This window comes from Acaryochloris marina S15 (genome assembly GCF_018336915.1).
Classification (GTDB): Bacteria; Cyanobacteriota; Cyanobacteriia; order Thermosynechococcales; family Thermosynechococcaceae; genus Acaryochloris; species Acaryochloris marina_A.
On record NZ_CP064923.1, the window covers coordinates 1,040,984 to 1,056,692 of the forward strand.

At 48.7% G+C, this 15,709-nt stretch carries 16 protein-coding genes and 1 tRNA gene; 8 read left to right on the forward strand and 9 right to left on the reverse strand.

Annotated features, from left to right (window positions below; all coding sequences use genetic code 11):
- Positions 1-6 precede the first annotated feature (6 nt).
- Positions 7-348, forward strand: a complete 342-nt coding sequence (locus I1H34_RS05555) for a translation initiation factor (protein ID WP_212664720.1) — start codon at positions 7-9, stop codon at positions 346-348.
- A 54-nt stretch (positions 349-402) separates the two neighbouring features.
- Here I1H34_RS05555 and I1H34_RS05560 read toward each other — a convergent pair whose 3' ends face one another.
- The 7 genes from I1H34_RS05560 to purU all read right to left on the reverse strand — a co-directional run bounded on the left by I1H34_RS05560 (position 403) and on the right by purU (position 3,171).
- A complete protein-coding gene (locus tag I1H34_RS05560) occupies positions 403-588 on the reverse strand; it encodes a hypothetical protein (protein ID WP_212664721.1) in 186 nt (61 codons plus the stop codon).
- A gap of 140 nt (positions 589-728) precedes the next feature.
- Entirely contained in the window at positions 729-1,073 is a 345-nt protein-coding gene (locus I1H34_RS05565; RefSeq protein WP_212664722.1) for a cupin domain-containing protein, read from the reverse strand.
- Between the two features lie 81 nt (positions 1,074-1,154).
- Complete coding sequence (locus I1H34_RS05570; protein WP_212664723.1) at positions 1,155-1,418, reverse strand: hypothetical protein; 264 nt, start codon at positions 1,416-1,418, stop codon at positions 1,155-1,157.
- Positions 1,419-1,457: 39 nt separating this feature from the next.
- A tRNA-Val gene (locus I1H34_RS05575) sits at positions 1,458-1,531 on the reverse strand.
- Positions 1,532-1,562: 31 nt separating this feature from the next.
- Positions 1,563-1,925: a low molecular weight protein tyrosine phosphatase family protein gene (locus I1H34_RS05580; RefSeq protein WP_212664724.1), complete on the reverse strand. Its 363-nt coding sequence runs from the start codon at positions 1,923-1,925 to the stop codon at positions 1,563-1,565.
- 13 nt (positions 1,926-1,938) lie between these two features.
- The gene (locus tag I1H34_RS05585; RefSeq protein ID WP_212664725.1) at positions 1,939-2,220 is read right to left on the reverse strand and encodes a hypothetical protein; all 282 of its coding nucleotides are present in this window, start codon (positions 2,218-2,220) and stop codon (positions 1,939-1,941) included.
- A gap of 96 nt (positions 2,221-2,316) precedes the next feature.
- A complete protein-coding gene (gene purU, locus I1H34_RS05590) occupies positions 2,317-3,171 on the reverse strand; it encodes a formyltetrahydrofolate deformylase (protein ID WP_212664726.1) in 855 nt (284 codons plus the stop codon).
- 830 nt (positions 3,172-4,001) lie between these two features.
- Between purU and I1H34_RS05595 the strand changes: the two genes are divergently transcribed.
- Both I1H34_RS05595 and I1H34_RS05600 read left to right on the forward strand, forming a co-directional pair.
- The gene (locus tag I1H34_RS05595) at positions 4,002-5,297 is read left to right on the forward strand and encodes an HlyD family secretion protein (protein ID WP_212664727.1); all 1,296 of its coding nucleotides are present in this window, start codon (positions 4,002-4,004) and stop codon (positions 5,295-5,297) included.
- Between the two features lie 8 nt (positions 5,298-5,305).
- Positions 5,306-7,456, forward strand: coding sequence for a glycosyltransferase family 2 protein (locus I1H34_RS05600; RefSeq protein ID WP_212664728.1), 2,151 nt, complete (start codon positions 5,306-5,308; stop codon positions 7,454-7,456).
- Positions 7,457-7,468: 12 nt separating this feature from the next.
- On the opposite strand, the gene I1H34_RS05605 is transcribed toward I1H34_RS05600, so the two are convergent.
- Positions 7,469-8,026 carry an NUDIX domain-containing protein gene (locus tag I1H34_RS05605; RefSeq protein ID WP_212664729.1) on the reverse strand — a complete coding sequence of 186 codons (558 nt, stop codon included), beginning with the start codon at positions 8,024-8,026 and terminating at the stop codon, positions 7,469-7,471.
- A gap of 266 nt (positions 8,027-8,292) precedes the next feature.
- On the opposite strand from I1H34_RS05605, the gene I1H34_RS05610 reads away from it, so the two are divergent.
- Genes I1H34_RS05610 through I1H34_RS05620 form a run of 3 tightly spaced genes read left to right on the forward strand, consistent with a single transcriptional unit; the run spans position 8,293 to position 11,410 of the window.
- Positions 8,293-9,243, forward strand: coding sequence for a hypothetical protein (locus I1H34_RS05610; RefSeq protein ID WP_212664730.1), 951 nt, complete (start codon positions 8,293-8,295; stop codon positions 9,241-9,243).
- Positions 9,244-9,269: 26 nt separating this feature from the next.
- Positions 9,270-10,571, forward strand: coding sequence for an FGGY-family carbohydrate kinase (locus tag I1H34_RS05615; RefSeq protein WP_212664731.1), 1,302 nt, complete (start codon positions 9,270-9,272; stop codon positions 10,569-10,571).
- Positions 10,568-11,410 carry an isopenicillin N synthase family oxygenase gene (locus I1H34_RS05620; protein ID WP_212664732.1) on the forward strand — a complete coding sequence of 281 codons (843 nt, stop codon included), beginning with the start codon at positions 10,568-10,570 and terminating at the stop codon, positions 11,408-11,410. The genes I1H34_RS05615 and I1H34_RS05620 overlap by 4 nt, the downstream gene beginning before the upstream one ends.
- A 38-nt stretch (positions 11,411-11,448) precedes the next feature.
- On the opposite strand, the gene I1H34_RS05625 is transcribed toward I1H34_RS05620, so the two are convergent.
- Complete coding sequence (locus tag I1H34_RS05625) at positions 11,449-12,903, reverse strand: PrsW family glutamic-type intramembrane protease (RefSeq protein WP_212664733.1); 1,455 nt, start codon at positions 12,901-12,903, stop codon at positions 11,449-11,451.
- 320 nt (positions 12,904-13,223) lie between these two features.
- Here I1H34_RS05625 and I1H34_RS05630 point away from each other — a divergent pair, with 320 nt between their 5' ends.
- Complete coding sequence (locus tag I1H34_RS05630; RefSeq protein WP_212664734.1) at positions 13,224-13,736, forward strand: FHA domain-containing protein; 513 nt, start codon at positions 13,224-13,226, stop codon at positions 13,734-13,736.
- A 12-nt stretch (positions 13,737-13,748) separates the two neighbouring features.
- Positions 13,749-15,707: an FHA domain-containing protein gene (locus tag I1H34_RS05635; RefSeq protein ID WP_212664735.1), complete on the forward strand. Its 1,959-nt coding sequence runs from the start codon at positions 13,749-13,751 to the stop codon at positions 15,705-15,707.
- Positions 15,708-15,709 lie beyond the last annotated feature (2 nt).

Sequence of the window (15,709 nt, forward strand, 5' to 3'; positions counted from 1 at the left end):
GGTTCTATGGGTAAGAAACAGCGTCCTCAATCCGATCGCCAAGTGTACAGTGAATTTGGCAATGCTCAAGCGCCCGACCCAACGTCGCGTCCCGACCCACCCCCCGCTCAACAGACATTAAAAATCCAGGTTTCCCGCAAGGGTCGTAAAGGCAAAACCGTAACGATTATCAGTGGATTTCAAAGCCAATCAGCAACACTTGCCGATTTAACGAAAAGGCTCAAAGCCCAATGCGGTGCAGGTGGCACCCTCAAAGACAAAGAAATTGAGGTCCAAGGCGATCATCGCCAAAAGCTCGCAGACTACCTCAAAAAACAGGGTTATCCAGTTAAATTTGTGGGTGGCTAAAGCTAGGTTTCAGACGTCGGTGGATGGCAGGGAAATAGGCACCCCAAAAGACATCTAGTCCTGATTTCGTTCTAACGCATCTAAACGACGCATTTCACGAGCATTGTCTTGTTGCTCTAAGCGTTTGCGATCTAGGTCTCGCTCCACAGGCTTAAATTCCACAGAGCTTAAAGCCATCACTCTTTTACTTCGATTTCTTTGGCGTTTGGCCAGACGTTCGCGTTCAGTTTCTTCTTGCATTTCGGATGTATTCCAATGAATGAATAGGTTTCACTAGTCTAAATGCTAGCCACCCATTATGGGCCAACACTTTCCCTGGGCCAGGGCGTTAGAGACCTTGAGGACATGCTCAAACCCGATAAATCAACGCCCCCATGCCATTAAACTCCAGCTGCCTGCAAACCAAAATAGGTTAATACCAGGTCTTCTTGCCCTGTATTCACCACCTCATGTACTTCATGGGGTTCTACCGTGATACAAATACCCGGTGTTAAGGGATGAGCCATTCCTTCAATCTGCATCTGCCCCGTTCCGGCTTCCACAAAAAACACTTCATACATATCTGGATGGGAATGCGCTTTGGCCATTTGACCTGCAGGGAAACGAGCTTGCGAAAATTGAGTCAGTTGAGGAATATCCCCCGATCTCAACATCACCTTTTTAGAGATAGCAGCATTATGGCGAACAATTTCGTCAGGCAGAGTTTGAATTTGGGTGATTTTCATCAAAGTAATGAGGATTAGAGATTTCAGCGCACAGGACTTATAAACGCAGTGTGCCTCGCCTTAGTGATAGCAAATAATCACCTATGAAAGGTGCTGGGCATTGTCAGCAGAAACTTGAGGGACTCCATTTTGCCCAGAAGCATCGGGACTCACTTCAGATAGATAAAAAACCCCGTCTCGATCCAAATCGATAATGCCTTTGCCCCGCAAGTTCTGACAAATCCAACTCACCTTCCCAGAGGTTGAATGGGTTTGGCCAATTAAAGAGACTAAGGTCTGGGGCTTGTGGGAAATTAATTCAATGATTCGTGCGGTCAGTGAATCTTCTTCTTTCGCAGAAACCATTGAGCCCCCCAACCACCCTGACCAGAAAATGGTAACGAATGGACACATCCCGACTCGAACGGGAGACCCCCACGATGTCAACGTGGTGCTCTAACCAACTGAGCTATGCGTCCGTAGACATTAAAATTATCACACGTAGAGAGTTTATGTAAACTGAGCATCACTGGAGTTCGCCCTAAGTCCCTCCTCTACATACCCAGGCACTACATCTTGGAGATGCTCGACTAAGTCTGGGTCCATGTACTGATAATCATCTGGGATATCCAGAATATGAATGGGGGTATGGTCCACCCATTGCTTAAATTGGGCTAGAATTCGATTTTTATGCTTCTTCTCCATCACTAGGATCACATCGGCCCAACGAATATCGGCCATCGAAAGGGTCCGTTTAGCCTTGGGACTGGTACCTGCGGATCGCACCTGCAAGCCTGAATGATTTTTCCAGACTTGCTCTGCGGTTGGGCTGCGCCACTGGTTACGACTACAGACAAACAATATCTTCAGCATCTTTGTGATGTTATCAAACGTCTTCTATCTCTAAAAGCAAGTCTCGCCAGGGTTTACGGGGATAGTCAAACCCGAACTGCGCTGCTCGTTTTAGCTTTCTGGAACGCCAATATAGTAGCCTCCAGGCTTTGCTAGGTCTTGCCTGGGTAGGCTCTCCATAGGATGGGTAGCCTTTGACTTTTGCAAAACGGCCGCGATTCACAGTTTGACCACTCAGATGACGGGTTTGGCGATGCCGAATCTTGACGGCTCGCTGTCGTCGTCTCCAAGCGCGATCGCGTTGGGTATTCATCATTATTCTCTGGTTTATCAGCAGTAGCAGCCGCGATAAGATCCAAAGACAAGGCAATTCGGTATCAACCGAACTCAATCCTAACCGAAGAAAACGGGCTCAATCAAAAACGACGGTGCGATGGTTATAGACCAAGACCCGGTTCTGCAGGTGAAGACGAACCGCTCTGGCCAACACTGAACGTTCTACATCTTTACCCTTACGGATAAATTCGTCACTAGAATCCCGGTGGCTAACCCGCACCACTTCTTGTTCAATGATGGGGCCTTCGTCCAAATCTTCGGTGACGTAGTGGGCCGTGGCACCAATAATTTTGACGCCTCGTTTATAGGCTCTCTGGTAAGGGTTCGCTCCTGGGAAGGCAGGCAGGAAGGAGTGATGAATATTGATGGTGGAGGAGAAGGCGGCAATAAATTGAGGACTGAGGATTTGCATGTACTTGGCAAGGACGACCAAGTCGATGTTGTATTGCTTGAGTAAGGCCAGCTGCTGTTTCTCTTGCCGAGCTTTACTCTCTTTGTTGACAGGTAAGTGGTAAAAGTCGATGTTGAATTGTTCGGCAATCGGTTGCAGGGTGTTGTGGTTGCTGATGATCAGGGGAATCTCGACGGGAAGATCGCCAGCCTGTTGTCGCCACAGTAAATCCAATAGGCAATGATCCTGCTTGCTGACCCAAATAGACATGCGAGGCTTACGGTCGGAAAAGTGTAGCTGCCAGTTGGCCTGTAAGGATTCTGCCAGTTCAGAGAATTGGGTACCGATTTGCGATCGCGATAACTGAAACCCATCTAAACTCCATTCCAGACGACTGAGAAACAGCTGATGGGTGAAATCTGTATGGTGATCGGCGTGGATGATGTTGCCATGGTGAATCGCAATAAAGTGGGCAATCTTCGCCACTAACCCCTTTTGATCAGGACAGGAAATGAGGAGCGTCGCGGTTGGTGCCGACATAGCTTTTCCCACAGATTACAACTGGTGCCAAGCTTACACACTTTATCTCTCTGTTTCTAGTCCAAACTCTGAGTCTGATTTAGCTGGCTAATCCAAAGATTTTGTGGGTAAGTCAGTTCAGCATTCCCATATCAAAGAATCATTATGCATTGAGGAATAGCTGTGAAATATTTAATGGGTTTTGAGAGGTTTCGTTCGTTCAACCTGACAGACAAATCTTGGCTACCAAAACTCAAACAAGATAACTTTTTCTGAGTGGATTCACCCAATTCCTAGAAAATCATTAAGTTAGACATCTTGAACACATTACCGTTGTTCTACAACCCTAAATCAAATATTGAGCATACATAGGCTATCTAGAAAATTATCATAAGCAGCATAATAAACTAACTACAATCATTTGATGTAGATTATTTGTAGATTAATTAAAATAGCAAAATAAACTATATTAAATGAATCTCAAAAATAGTTGAACAATTTAATAAATACTAAGAAAAACAATCATATGCATTGCAGAGCATAGATTAAAATTTACAATTGACAAGAGTTTAAGTTAATTTATTAATTCAAAAATATGTATATTGGCTTACATAAAAACTTCATATATACACTTTTAAATATAAATCTACTTGCAAAAATAAACATATCTAGTGAAAAACTACCATAAGTATTTGCACTGAAATACCATTATATAACTGAGGTAATTCACCTTAAATACATTCACAAAATCGAACATTAAGACACTAAAATATTCAGTGCGATTACTGAAGAAAACATAAAAATTACAAGCCAAGATAGTTGTAAGACTGATGGCTTAGAGTTCGCTAGTAATGACTTCTGGTATCGAGAATTTCCCCAATAATGATCCAACTTACCAATTAGACAAAGAGAAAGAAGCTCCCACACCATCTAAGCCTTTATCTTTGCCTTCTAGGCAAACCGTCTTTAAATTCTTGCGCCTAGGGACTGGGATTGGTGTTCTGGCAATTTTAGGGTCTTACCTGTGGCGTAGCCAAACCTCAGTGGTTAGCCACCAAGCCTATATCAATGCCCCTATCCTGTCCCTGCATTCTCCGATGCAAGGTCAGTTAACCCTCAACAATTTAACCCCAGGGGAAACCTTAACTGCTGGCACTCAAATTGGACAAGTCCAAAATGTGCGTACTCCCGAAATAGAAGTCAATCGTCAACAACTTCAGTCGCAGTTGCGATTAAACCAATCTCAACTGCGACTCCTACAACAAAAAATTGCCAACCGACGACAACTCCTGGCTGAATTCTCACAAAAGTTAGTGTTACAGCAGAACTACCAAGCCACCTTTCATACTCAGCAAATCAGACTCCAAGAGGCCCAGCTACGGGATGCCCAACATGCAGCCAAGCTGGCGAATGTACAAGCTGAGCGGTACGGCTCCTTAGTCAAAGCAGGGGCGGTATCCCGAGATCGAGCAGACCAAGCCATGACTGCAGCCCAACGGGCCAATGAAGTGGTGCGAAATCGCCAGGCCGATCTGAGTCAAGCCCGAGCAGAGCAAGCTGCCAGTGCCAATGGTTTACAGCTCAGTGGCTCTAAGACCTTTAGTCTGCCCGATATTCGAGCCCGGGAACTGCGGACCGAGATTGCTGATTTAGAAGAGCAAGTCCAGGTCTTACGCACCCAAATTGAGCAAGATAATCTTAAAATCGCTCATATTTCCGAACAGCTCACCCTCAAGCAAAATGCACCCATTACAGTACCCACAGATAGCGTGGTGTGGTCTGTAGAACGGCGCAGTGGCGCTCTAGGACAACATGTGGATAGTGGTGACGCCCTCATTAAGCTATTGGATTGTAAGCAGGTCTGGGTCGATGCCTTTATGGCTGAAGAAGATGTTCGAAGCCTGCAAATAGGCTCTGCGGTCAATGTTCGACTACTCACCGATGGCCAGCAAGATCAAATTGAAGGTCGCATCCAATCCATTCGCTCCGGGGTAGGTCGAGTGGTCACCGGACAAGACGTCGCTCTGCCGCCTCCAGAATTAGTTAAACGCGCCGTTGCTGTGCGAATCATGCTGGCTTCTGAGGACCTGAAGCCTGAACGGTTTTGTAGTGTCGGCCGCAGTGTCGAAGTTGTCGTCTCTCGCTAAGGCCATCCATGCTTAAACAGACTGATATCGATTGGCTGGAACGGATTGTCTGGTGCTTAGTAATTATCCTAGGAGGCTTTTGGCTGTGGAGCCAGTTTCAAGAACGGTTGATCCTAGCTGACTTAGCTACATTTTGGCGACAGATGCAGGCAGTGTTTACCCCTGAAGCCAATCGTCTGGATCGGTTACTATTGCCAACGGCTATCGGCGGCACCTTTGTTTTTTGTCTCAAAACCATTAGTCCCCAACCTCTGTTGTGGAGCCGTGCTACCATTTCCATTTTGTTAGTGGGACTAGGTGTACGGTATGAGCTGTGGCGGCTATTTAACACCTTAAATTTGTCCGATCCCCTCAATGGCACCCTCAGCATTTTGCTGTTTGTCATGGAGTTAATGGCTTTCACCAACACGGCAGCCTTTATGCTGCAAACCATTCCCAGCATTGATCGCAGTCCCGAAGCCGATCGCCTGTCTCAAGCTGTCATCAGCGGCGCGTATCAGCCCTGGGTAGACGTTTTAATTCCCACCTATAATGAGCCACCTGACGTCCTCCGACGCACCATTATTGGCTGTCAGGCCATGAAGTATGACCACAAGCGGGTCTATCTTTTGGATGATCTGCGACGTCCCCATATTCGCGAACTGGCTCAAGAGCTGGACTGCAACTACGTCATCCGTCCCAATAATGACCATGCAAAGGCAGGGAATCTCAATCATGCGATCGCAAAAACAGACGGCGATTTAATCGTTGTTTTTGATGCTGATTTTATCCCCACCACCAACTTCTTGACCCGCACAGTCGGATTCTTCCAAGATGAGAAAGTCGCGTTATTACAAACCCCCCAGAACTTTTATAACGAAGACCCCATTGGGGTTAATTTGGGACTACAAGAGGTGCTCACTAACGAGCAAGCCCTGTTCTTTCGCTATATCCAACCCAGTCGGGATGTCACCAACTCCGTTATTTGCTGCGGGTCTTCCTTTGTGATCCGGCGCACGGCATTGGCTGAGATTGGCGGTATTCCCACAGAAAGTATCACGGAAGACTTCTTTACCTCTTTGAAGTTGCAGTCCTTGGGCTACAAGATTAAATATCTCAATGAAGCCCTTTCAGCTGGCATGTCGCCTGAAAATATGGGGGCTTATATTGACCAGCGTTTACGGTGGGGCCAGGGAACCTTACAATCCATGTTTTGCCCCGCCAATGTCTTCACCATTCCCGGCTTGAACCTATTGCAGCGAGTCTCCCATTCCCTGGGATTACTGTACTGGTGCCTTTCTGTCCCCCGGTTCATCTTTTTGGTGATGCCCCTGTCCTACCTACTCTTTGAGCTGGCTCCCCTGCGAGCAACGATTGACGGGGTTCTCTTTTTCTACCTGCCCTATTTTGTCTGTAATGCCATCTCTTTTTCTTGGATGACGGAGGGACGGCGGTCGGCATTTTGGTCAGATGTCTATGAAACCATCCTCTGCATTCCCATGATGCTGACGGTCATTCAAACCCTGAGAAATCCCTTTGGCAAAGCTTTTAAAGTGACCCCTAAGGGCATTGCGGCTAATCGTTTACATATCAATTGGCATTTGCTATTGCCCCTAGTGGTCCTGATTGTGCTGTCCTTGTTCGGTTTGGGCATGCGCATTTTTTATGCCCCTTGGAGTACGGCCAATCCAGATAGCCTCAAAATCAACATTGTTTGGACCACCTATAACCTGATCCTCCTGTACATTTGCGTTCTGGTTAATATCGATGTGCCTCAGCGGCAGCATTCTCGGTTTGACCGTCAGTTTCCCTGCGAACTCCAAATCAATGGGGAATGGTTGTTAGGACGGAGCATCAATATTTCGGAAGGAGGAGCTGCCGTTCGCTTGAACCGGAAATGGAAACAACCGCCTGCCGATAAGTTAGGTCTACTGAGGATTCCGGGCTTAAAAACTGAGTTAAAAGTTGAAATTCGTTGGAAACAAAATAGCGATTCTGGACCGTTTTTTGTGGGATTGCGATTTATTGACTGTGATGTAGTGCAGTTGCGATCGCTCATTCCATTTCTCTACTGCCAACCCAACCAATGGACGGAACAAAAAGTCCCTGAACATTTAACCGTTTGGGCCCTCTTTCAGTCTGTATTCCGCCTCTATGCTTTAGCAGAAAGCCGTGGCTAGGGGACTGTCCCATCAGGAAGAGAGAAGGGCAGGAGACCAAATATCTTTGTAGTAGCTTTCTAAGCAGTGCTTCATAATGCCGTTATGGTTAAACGCCAACTGCATATTGATGGCCTCTTCCAATTCATACCACCGGGTTTCAGCCACCTCATCGACGGCAACTTGAGGTTGTAACGACGGCAGTTGAGTCGTATTTTCCAAGAAAAACATCATCGGAAACCGCAGGGACACATTTTGCAGCCGTAACGGTCGAGACCCCACATAATAGGGCTGATCTAAAGCTCCCTGAAACGGATACTGGCTCTGAAGATGGGGAATATTAAGTCCCAGTTCTTCCCATATTTCTCGAACAATCGCTTCTCCAGCAGTTTCATCATAGTCAAGATAACCACCCGGCAGTCCCCATTTCCCCGGCTCTGTCGGCATTTGGTCCCCTCTTAATCCCAAAGGGATATACGCCGTCTCTCCAATCACAAAAAAGATAACGCCTAACACCGTCACATCTCGACTAATCCAACAGGTCTTACCTGAAACTTCAATACAACGATTGGGGCGATTGTTGAATTTCACAGCACTGGGTTCACGAATAGAATGGAAAACGTGGCTTTTCCCGGCGCAGAACGCTGAGGCTCAGCCATCTAAGGAGAAGTGATAAACCTCTCACTTTCGAACACATTATGGATCACTCTGTCTAATTCATCCATTTTTCTATGGTTTTCCTTCCGCATTCCTCCTCTGAAGACAAGATGCCATCCTGGCTGCCCCAAAATTCCCAACTTGAGGTGCACAGCAGTACAATCGACCCATTCATCAGCTATCGAGCAAGGGGCGGACTTATGAAACCATATCGACCTAGCAACAAAGTGCCAGGGACAGGATGGATATGGTTACTGACTTTATCCATCCTGGGTGGCGCAGTCGTAGGCGGTGGGATCGCATTGATCGCTCGTTGGATTTATTTGTTGTTGATCTTCCCAGCCCTGATGGGGTTTACCAGTGGCAGTGCCACGACTGTCGCCATTAAGAAAGGCAAAGTTCGCAGTCCCCTAGTCGGTCTCTTCTTCGGGGTCCTGACCGGCTTAATCACCTATGGGGCCTATCACGGGGGTGAATATTTCTTGACTCGACAGTCCTTTGCTAAAGAGATTGAGGCTGAGCTGGGTCAAGATCTTGACTCAGCGGATATGAACGCTCTGATGGACACTTTTTTTCAGGAAGAAACCGGATCATCTGGCTTTGTGGGGTATCTCAAATTTTCAGCCAAACAGGGTCTCAGCATCGGTCGTGCAGGTAGCAGTAGTGATGGCATTCCTCTGAATGAAACATTTACCTGGATCTATTGGCTGATTGAGTTAGCGATTATTGAAGCCATTAGTGTGATCATGGCAAAGTCTGCCGCTAAAGATCCTTTTTGCGAAACCTGCGATCAGTGGTACGGCCAGGGCCAAAGGATGGGCACGGTTGCAGATGAACAGTCCGAGGTTTTCCTCAAAGTTTTAGAGGCCGATCAGATCGTCCAAGCTGCAACTCATATTCAACCTAGAGCAGCAACCATTCCCTATTTAGAAGTGGATCAACGCCAATGTCCTGGGTGCCACCAGGGAGAAGTTGTACTTGAGGTGCAACGGTATTCTGAAAATAAAAAAGGGGAAGGTAAACAATCTCCGGTCTTGCTCGGGATGTTATCCCATCGGCAAACCAGACAGTTGACAGAAGCGATCTCCACCTCACAAAAGTCTGATCCCACAATCGATACGAACGAACCGGATGCTAGTCAAGAGGGCTAGATGTTAATCCAGACAACGGGGAAGTAATGGAATATTCCTTAGGAGTTGACTTTGGCACATCAGGGACCCGAGCAATTGTCATTGATCAACAGAACCAAGTCCTGGCAGAAGCTAGTTGTACGTTTCCGGGGCTATCCCCAAAGGAGCGTATAGACTGCTGGCAACATGCCCTATGGGAATTAATCGGTGAGATCCCGGCAGACGTGCGATCGCATCTACAAGCCATCGCCATTAACGGTACTTCCTCCACCATTTTGCTCTGCGATGAGAACGGCATTCCTCTCTATCCACCGCAGATGTATAACGACACCTGCGATCCAGCTAGTTTAGAACTGCTCACCAGCTTGGCTCCTGCGGGTCATCCTGTACTCAGTGCTAGTTCTAGCTTGGCAAAACTGCTGGGTATGAGCCGCACCGTGGATATGACCTCAGTTCGCTATCTGATGCATCAGGCTGATTGGTTAGCCTTCTTATTGCATGGCCGCCCAGGACTCAGTGATGATCACAATAGTTTGAAACTAGGATACGATCCTGCGATGACCGTTGCTTGCTGTCCGCAGGACATAGGCCGCATCGCAGCGTATCCCGACTGGTTCCACCAGCCACCCCTCAGCCAGCTTCTGCCTTTGCTGCCTCAAGTCATCAGACCCGGCGCACCCATTGGCCCCATTCAACCTCGCCTTGCCCGTCAGTTTGGCATCCCCTCGGAGTGTCAAATTTGTGCAGGCACCACAGATAGCGTTGCCGCCTTTATTGCCAGCGGAGCGACTCAACCAGGGATGGCCGTCACGTCCCTTGGCTCTACCCTTGTCCTCAAGCTATTGAGTCCTACCCGGATCGATCTGGCCAACTACGGCATCTATAGTCATCGCCTCGGAGATTACTGGCTTGTAGGCGGTGCATCCAATACGGGTGGAGCTGTACTTCAATCTTTTTTCTCCACCCCAGAACTCATTGAACTCAGCCAGCACATTGACCCCAGCCAGCCTAGTCCCTTGAACTACTACCCACTGCTTAAGCCTGGAGAACGATTTCCCATTAATGATCCCCTTCTGGAGCCACAGCTCACCCCTCGCCCAGAGGATCCTGTGGAGTTTTTGCAGGGTCTACTAGACAGCATGGCTCGCATCGAAGCCCAGGGATATCATCTATTAGAAACTCATGGCGCGTCTCCCTTGAAGGCAGTTTATACTGCTGGCGGGGGTGCCCAAAACACGGTCTGGCAAACTATTCGTCAACGCCATCTTCAGGTCCCTTGTTATGCCGCTCAGCATCAACAAGCCGCCTATGGCACTGCCCTGCTTGCTGCCCATGGATCGCCCCTATGATTTCCCCTTTGCCCACCCTGGATTATCAATCGGCTGATGCACCACAACAGTTTGCCCAGTCTCTCCAACAATCTGGGTTTGCCGTTCTTCGCCACAGTCCGATTACTGATTCCTTAGTAGAGCGCATATATCAAGACTGGCAGACTTTTTTCAATCGTGAAGAGAAAGCTCAATATACCTTTGACCCGAAAATTCAATCGGGCTACTTTCCATTTCAGACGGAGCAAGCCAAGGGCCATACCACCCCAGACCTGAAAGAGTTCTTTCATATCTATGAAAGCCATCCTCTCCCCCAGGGCATGAGTGATGCCACTTGGGACTTATTTAACCAACTCCGGCACTTGGCAACAGAGCTACTGGAGTGGGTAGAAATCCAGGCTCCACCCAACATTCGCTCTGGCTTTACAGAACCCTTAAGTGCCATGATCACTGAGAGTAAGGAAATACTGTTTCGCCTGCTGCACTATCCACCTTTACCCGATGACATTCCTCCAGGAGCTGTTCGCGCTGCTGCCCATGAAGATATCAACCTGATCACGCTGCTGCCAGCTGCAACGGCGATGGGTTTAGAGCTGTTGGATGCAGAGGGTCAGTGGCAATCCGTAGTGTGCGATCGCGGCGATATTGTCGTCAATGTCGGCGATATGCTGCAGCTGGCAAGCCAAGGCTTTTACCGCTCAGCCACCCACCGCGTCGTCAATCCTGACGGTCCAGCTCGGCATCAGTCCCGGTTATCCATGCCCCTGTTTCTCCATCCTCGACCAGAGGTGGTACTTGCAGAAGGCAAAACAGCCCGACAGTACCTGCAAGAACGACTACGGGAAATCGGCCTAGTTTAAGGACATCACACCTATTAATTGTGAGGATTGCATACCTATTAATTCGGTGGAGCGATACGGGTGGCAAAATTTTGCGATCGTGTTGGTGATAACTGGCGTGCCTTCAAAATCGCTGCGGTCAAAAAGACATAGGCTAGAACCCCCACCGTCATCAGTGCTAAAACAGCCGCCAATTCTCCAAAGTTCCGAGCCAAACTCCCTGACGCATTCCAAAAGGCATGAATCCCAGAAGACACCAGATAGCCAATTCCTAGGATCTGCCATCGCTGGGCTGGCTTGAGAATACTTAGCCCAATAAAATAGCCAAAAATACCGCTGTAGGCCATATGACCAGCCACCGATCCTAAGATTCTGGGAATCAAAAGCTGAACTGCAGCTAAGGCCCCAGCAAACTCATTCGAAGACGATTGCGCAACCTGCTGGGCAATACCGGGGACATATTGTCCTAAGGTCTCCAGCAATGTAAATCCAAGGGCCGACGCTGCGCCAATCAAAATGCCATCCAAGGGCTCCCAAACCCCAACTTTTTGGCGACTCGGGGGGCGTAATTGCGATCCCAAATAGAAGAATCCAAAAATAGGCAGGGCCTTGAGCAACTCCTCCATTAAACCTGCGCCAAAGAAGTGACTAATCAGTTGGGAAATAAAATCAGGAGACGCATCTTGAACATTTCCGGGCAAAATTCCCCGAAAGACCAGAATAAACAGACTCAAGATCGGCGTTACCAGGATCACCATTGTGAACAGGGTACTGAGGAACAACACCCACCAGGGCTTGGCTTTACCGCACAATCGATAAATGAAATAAAACCCGCCACCCCCTAGATACAAGGCCAAGAGCAAATTAAAGATAGGTGGGTTGCTCGCAAAGATAAATAGCAACACCACCATCATTACAGTGAGAATGCCAGGGATTAAATACCCCTTACCCAAGAGATCTTTGCGCGCTGAAACGATGGGAAACAGCTGACTTACAGTCACCTGGTTAGAGACAGCCCCCGGTGTTGGCTGAGTGGGATATACCGGTGGTTGAGGGGGATAAGACGGCTGGGGTGGGTTAGAAGGGGGATAAGACGGCTGTGTAGATATAGGAGCAGGAGAGCCCGTTGCGGCGAACTGATCTAAGAGCTGGGTGGCTCGATGCTCAAATAGGAATTCAGGGCCGTTGTGGCTCAACATCACCCGATCACCCACATTCAAGGTTTGACACCCCTGAATTCGTTGACCATTCACATAGGTGCCATTCGCACTATTGAGATCGCAAACTTGCCAAATCGGAGCACCTTGAGGCGTCCGAGAGCCCGTCGGTTTAACGATCGCATGACGGCGTGAAACTCCACCAAAAAGATTGGAATCAATGATCACTTGGCAGTCTGCCGTTCGCCCGATCGCCGTTTCCCCCGTTTCAGATAGGGAATAACAGGACTGAGCTACGTCAGCATTAGACTGAGCCGAAATAAGTCTGAGTAAACCACTCTGCCGATCGTTCACCATAGGTTGGTCCACTGCTGATTAATTCTCATGTTGGCGCTTAAGGTATTGCTGTCTTGGACTAGGAGCCTGTCTTATTTCTTAGCAGGATTAGGATATTGCTGCAATCCTAAGAATGCCCTCTATTCAGCCATCTATAGCCTGTAGCAGACTGCGATCGCGGTGATGATTGTCACGGCAGCACGGGTATGCTGAGGAGAAGGTAAGGATTGAAAGAGTCCTTAAAACAATTGGTACCTTATCCTGCTGTAGGCAAGATCCTGACTATTAATAAGGAAGATTGCTTCTGCACTTGATTCAGACTTTATGAGCTGGCGGCATCCATGAGTGAATTAACACTCCAATGGTCAGAATTCGGCCAAACCAAAATCCAAGTTTTACGGGATCAACAACCCAGCAAACAGCTGGGCAAAATTCGCCTAGGTCGTGACCCCGCCCTGTGCGACATCGTTTTTCAAGAGCGTTCCGTTTCTGGGCTACATGTAGAAATTTTCTTTCAACCCCAAGCTCAACAGTTTTTTATTCGCAACCTGCGCCAACAAAATCCCCCCCTGGTAGATGGCACCTTGCTTAAACAAGGAGACTTACCCGTGCGAGCCGGGAGTCGGATTAAGCTCGGACGGGTAGAGCTTCAAATCACAGCTATGACCATTACGCCTCCTGCAGCGCCACCCGCTTTCCCCAAAAGTGGTCCCCCTTCAACGGCAGCTTATGGGTTGCAATGTCCCCAATGTCACCACGTCGCTGCCTATAGTAATGATGCGATCAAACAGGACTGTCCCATGTGTGGCCATTCCATGGCCACATCCAACACCGTTTTTATCGGCAAACCATAGGGGCGGTGAAGCATGAGCACCATTCCTGGGCAAGTACGGTTGAACTGGCAAGATCCAGTTACGGGTGAACAACGAACCCCGCTTTTAACCTGTCCGATTGCCTTTGGCCGCGAATTCGCGCAGATGCCTGCAGAACTCAACCATCAGCGGGTGGCTCGAATCGTCCTCAATAGCAGCCAAGTCTCTCGTTATCACACCGTCATTGAATGGGTCCAAGGCCATATTCGCGTCACCGACCAAAACAGTAGTAACGGCACCTGGGTCAACGGCGTACTCCAACCCAGCTGCAACGTCAGCAATGGGGACCTCCTCAAAATTGGTCCCTACGAAATTACCTTGATGTTTACCCTGGACGGTACGGGCTTACCCACCGCCGAAGCCAGTGAGCAATCCATTATCCAGGTCCCCGAGCCAGATTCTCCCGTTCCGGCTGCGCCTGTTGCAGCTGCGCCCGTCAACGTTTTACCCCCTGCCTTCCAAGCCAATCAGGTCGTCGTTCAAGATCTATATGCCACCCAGCTCCCCGTAGAAGAGATCGACTACTTAGCCGTGGGCGCAGGGTTAGGCAGCTTCATCTGGGTAAATTTTCTGCGAATTTCGGGTGCAGCGCCCCAGCAAATTCGGGCCCTCGGTATCGAAGAGCGCCCCTATGCTCGTTACCAACGGCTCTGCCTCAACTCCCAAATCCCCCCCCATGAACGTCTAAGGTCCAACTCGGATTCCTGTCCTGACAACATCTGGGGATGGCCGGGCTATGCCTTACGAGAAGCTTGGCATGAGTTTAATAAAGGTAAACTCAATCCTGCATTGCAATACTTGTGGCAGGTCTTTGCTGAACCCACTTTTATCCAAACCTATACCCCCAGGGCAGGCAATGTATTCGCCTCCATTGATCGGGAAGCAGTTCGGATTGGCTGGCCCCAAATGTATCGGTTTGGGCGAGTCCGAGCCATTCGGAAGACCAACGATGGCCGCTATGCCATTGCCTATTCTCCTGGTCGCAAACAAACAGCCTTTGTTGTTGCTCGTCATGTCCATCTGGCCACCGGTTATCCCGTTTTACAATTTTTACCCGATCTCAAAGCCTATCGAGAACAAACCCGAGACTTTAAATCCGTTGTCAATGCCTACGAAGACCATAACCATGTTTATGAAACCCTAGAACGCCAGGGAGGAACGGTCGTTCTGCGGGGACGGGGAATTGTCGCCTCTCGCATTATTCAAAGGCTCCACGAGGCTCGTCAGCGCAATGCCAATATTTCGATTTTGCACTTAATGCGATCCCCTAAACCCAAAGGCAACCGATTTCGTAAAGCTCAAAGATCCGTTGACAATCATTTTGAATTCCAGCCCTTTAATTGGCCTAAAGCCTGTTGGGGAGGTACGTTGCGAGAAGAGCTAGAACAAGCTACCCCTGACCAACGCACCAATTTCCTAGCGGATTGGGGGGGCACCACCACGGCAGATCGCCAGGACTGGAAAGACTTGGTCCAGACAGGACTCGATCAGGGATGGTATCAAATCACCTTTGGTGAAGTCACCCGAGTCGTGCCCAATGCCCAATCTCGCCCCACGACCTATATCCAAGAAAAAGGACCCCGGGGTGAAATCCAGCTGGAGGCTGACTTCATCATTGATGCCACAGGTCTAGATAGCAAAGTCAAAGCCAGTCCGCTACTCAATGATTTGGTCACCCACTATAATTTACCCTTGAACCCAGCAGGACGCTTGGCTGTCACCAATGACTTTGAACTCCTAGAAATGCGCAACCAAAATGGTCGCATGTATGGGGCAGGTGCCATTACATTCGGGGGACCCTATGCTGCAGTGGACAGCTTTTTAGGATTACAGTACACCGCCCTACAAGCCCTTGATGGCTTAGTTGCAGCCCGTGCCCCCAATCTCCGTCGGCTCAATGGTATCAGCTCATTTTTACAATGGCTGAAATGGGCTCAGAACAAAACTCCTTAACG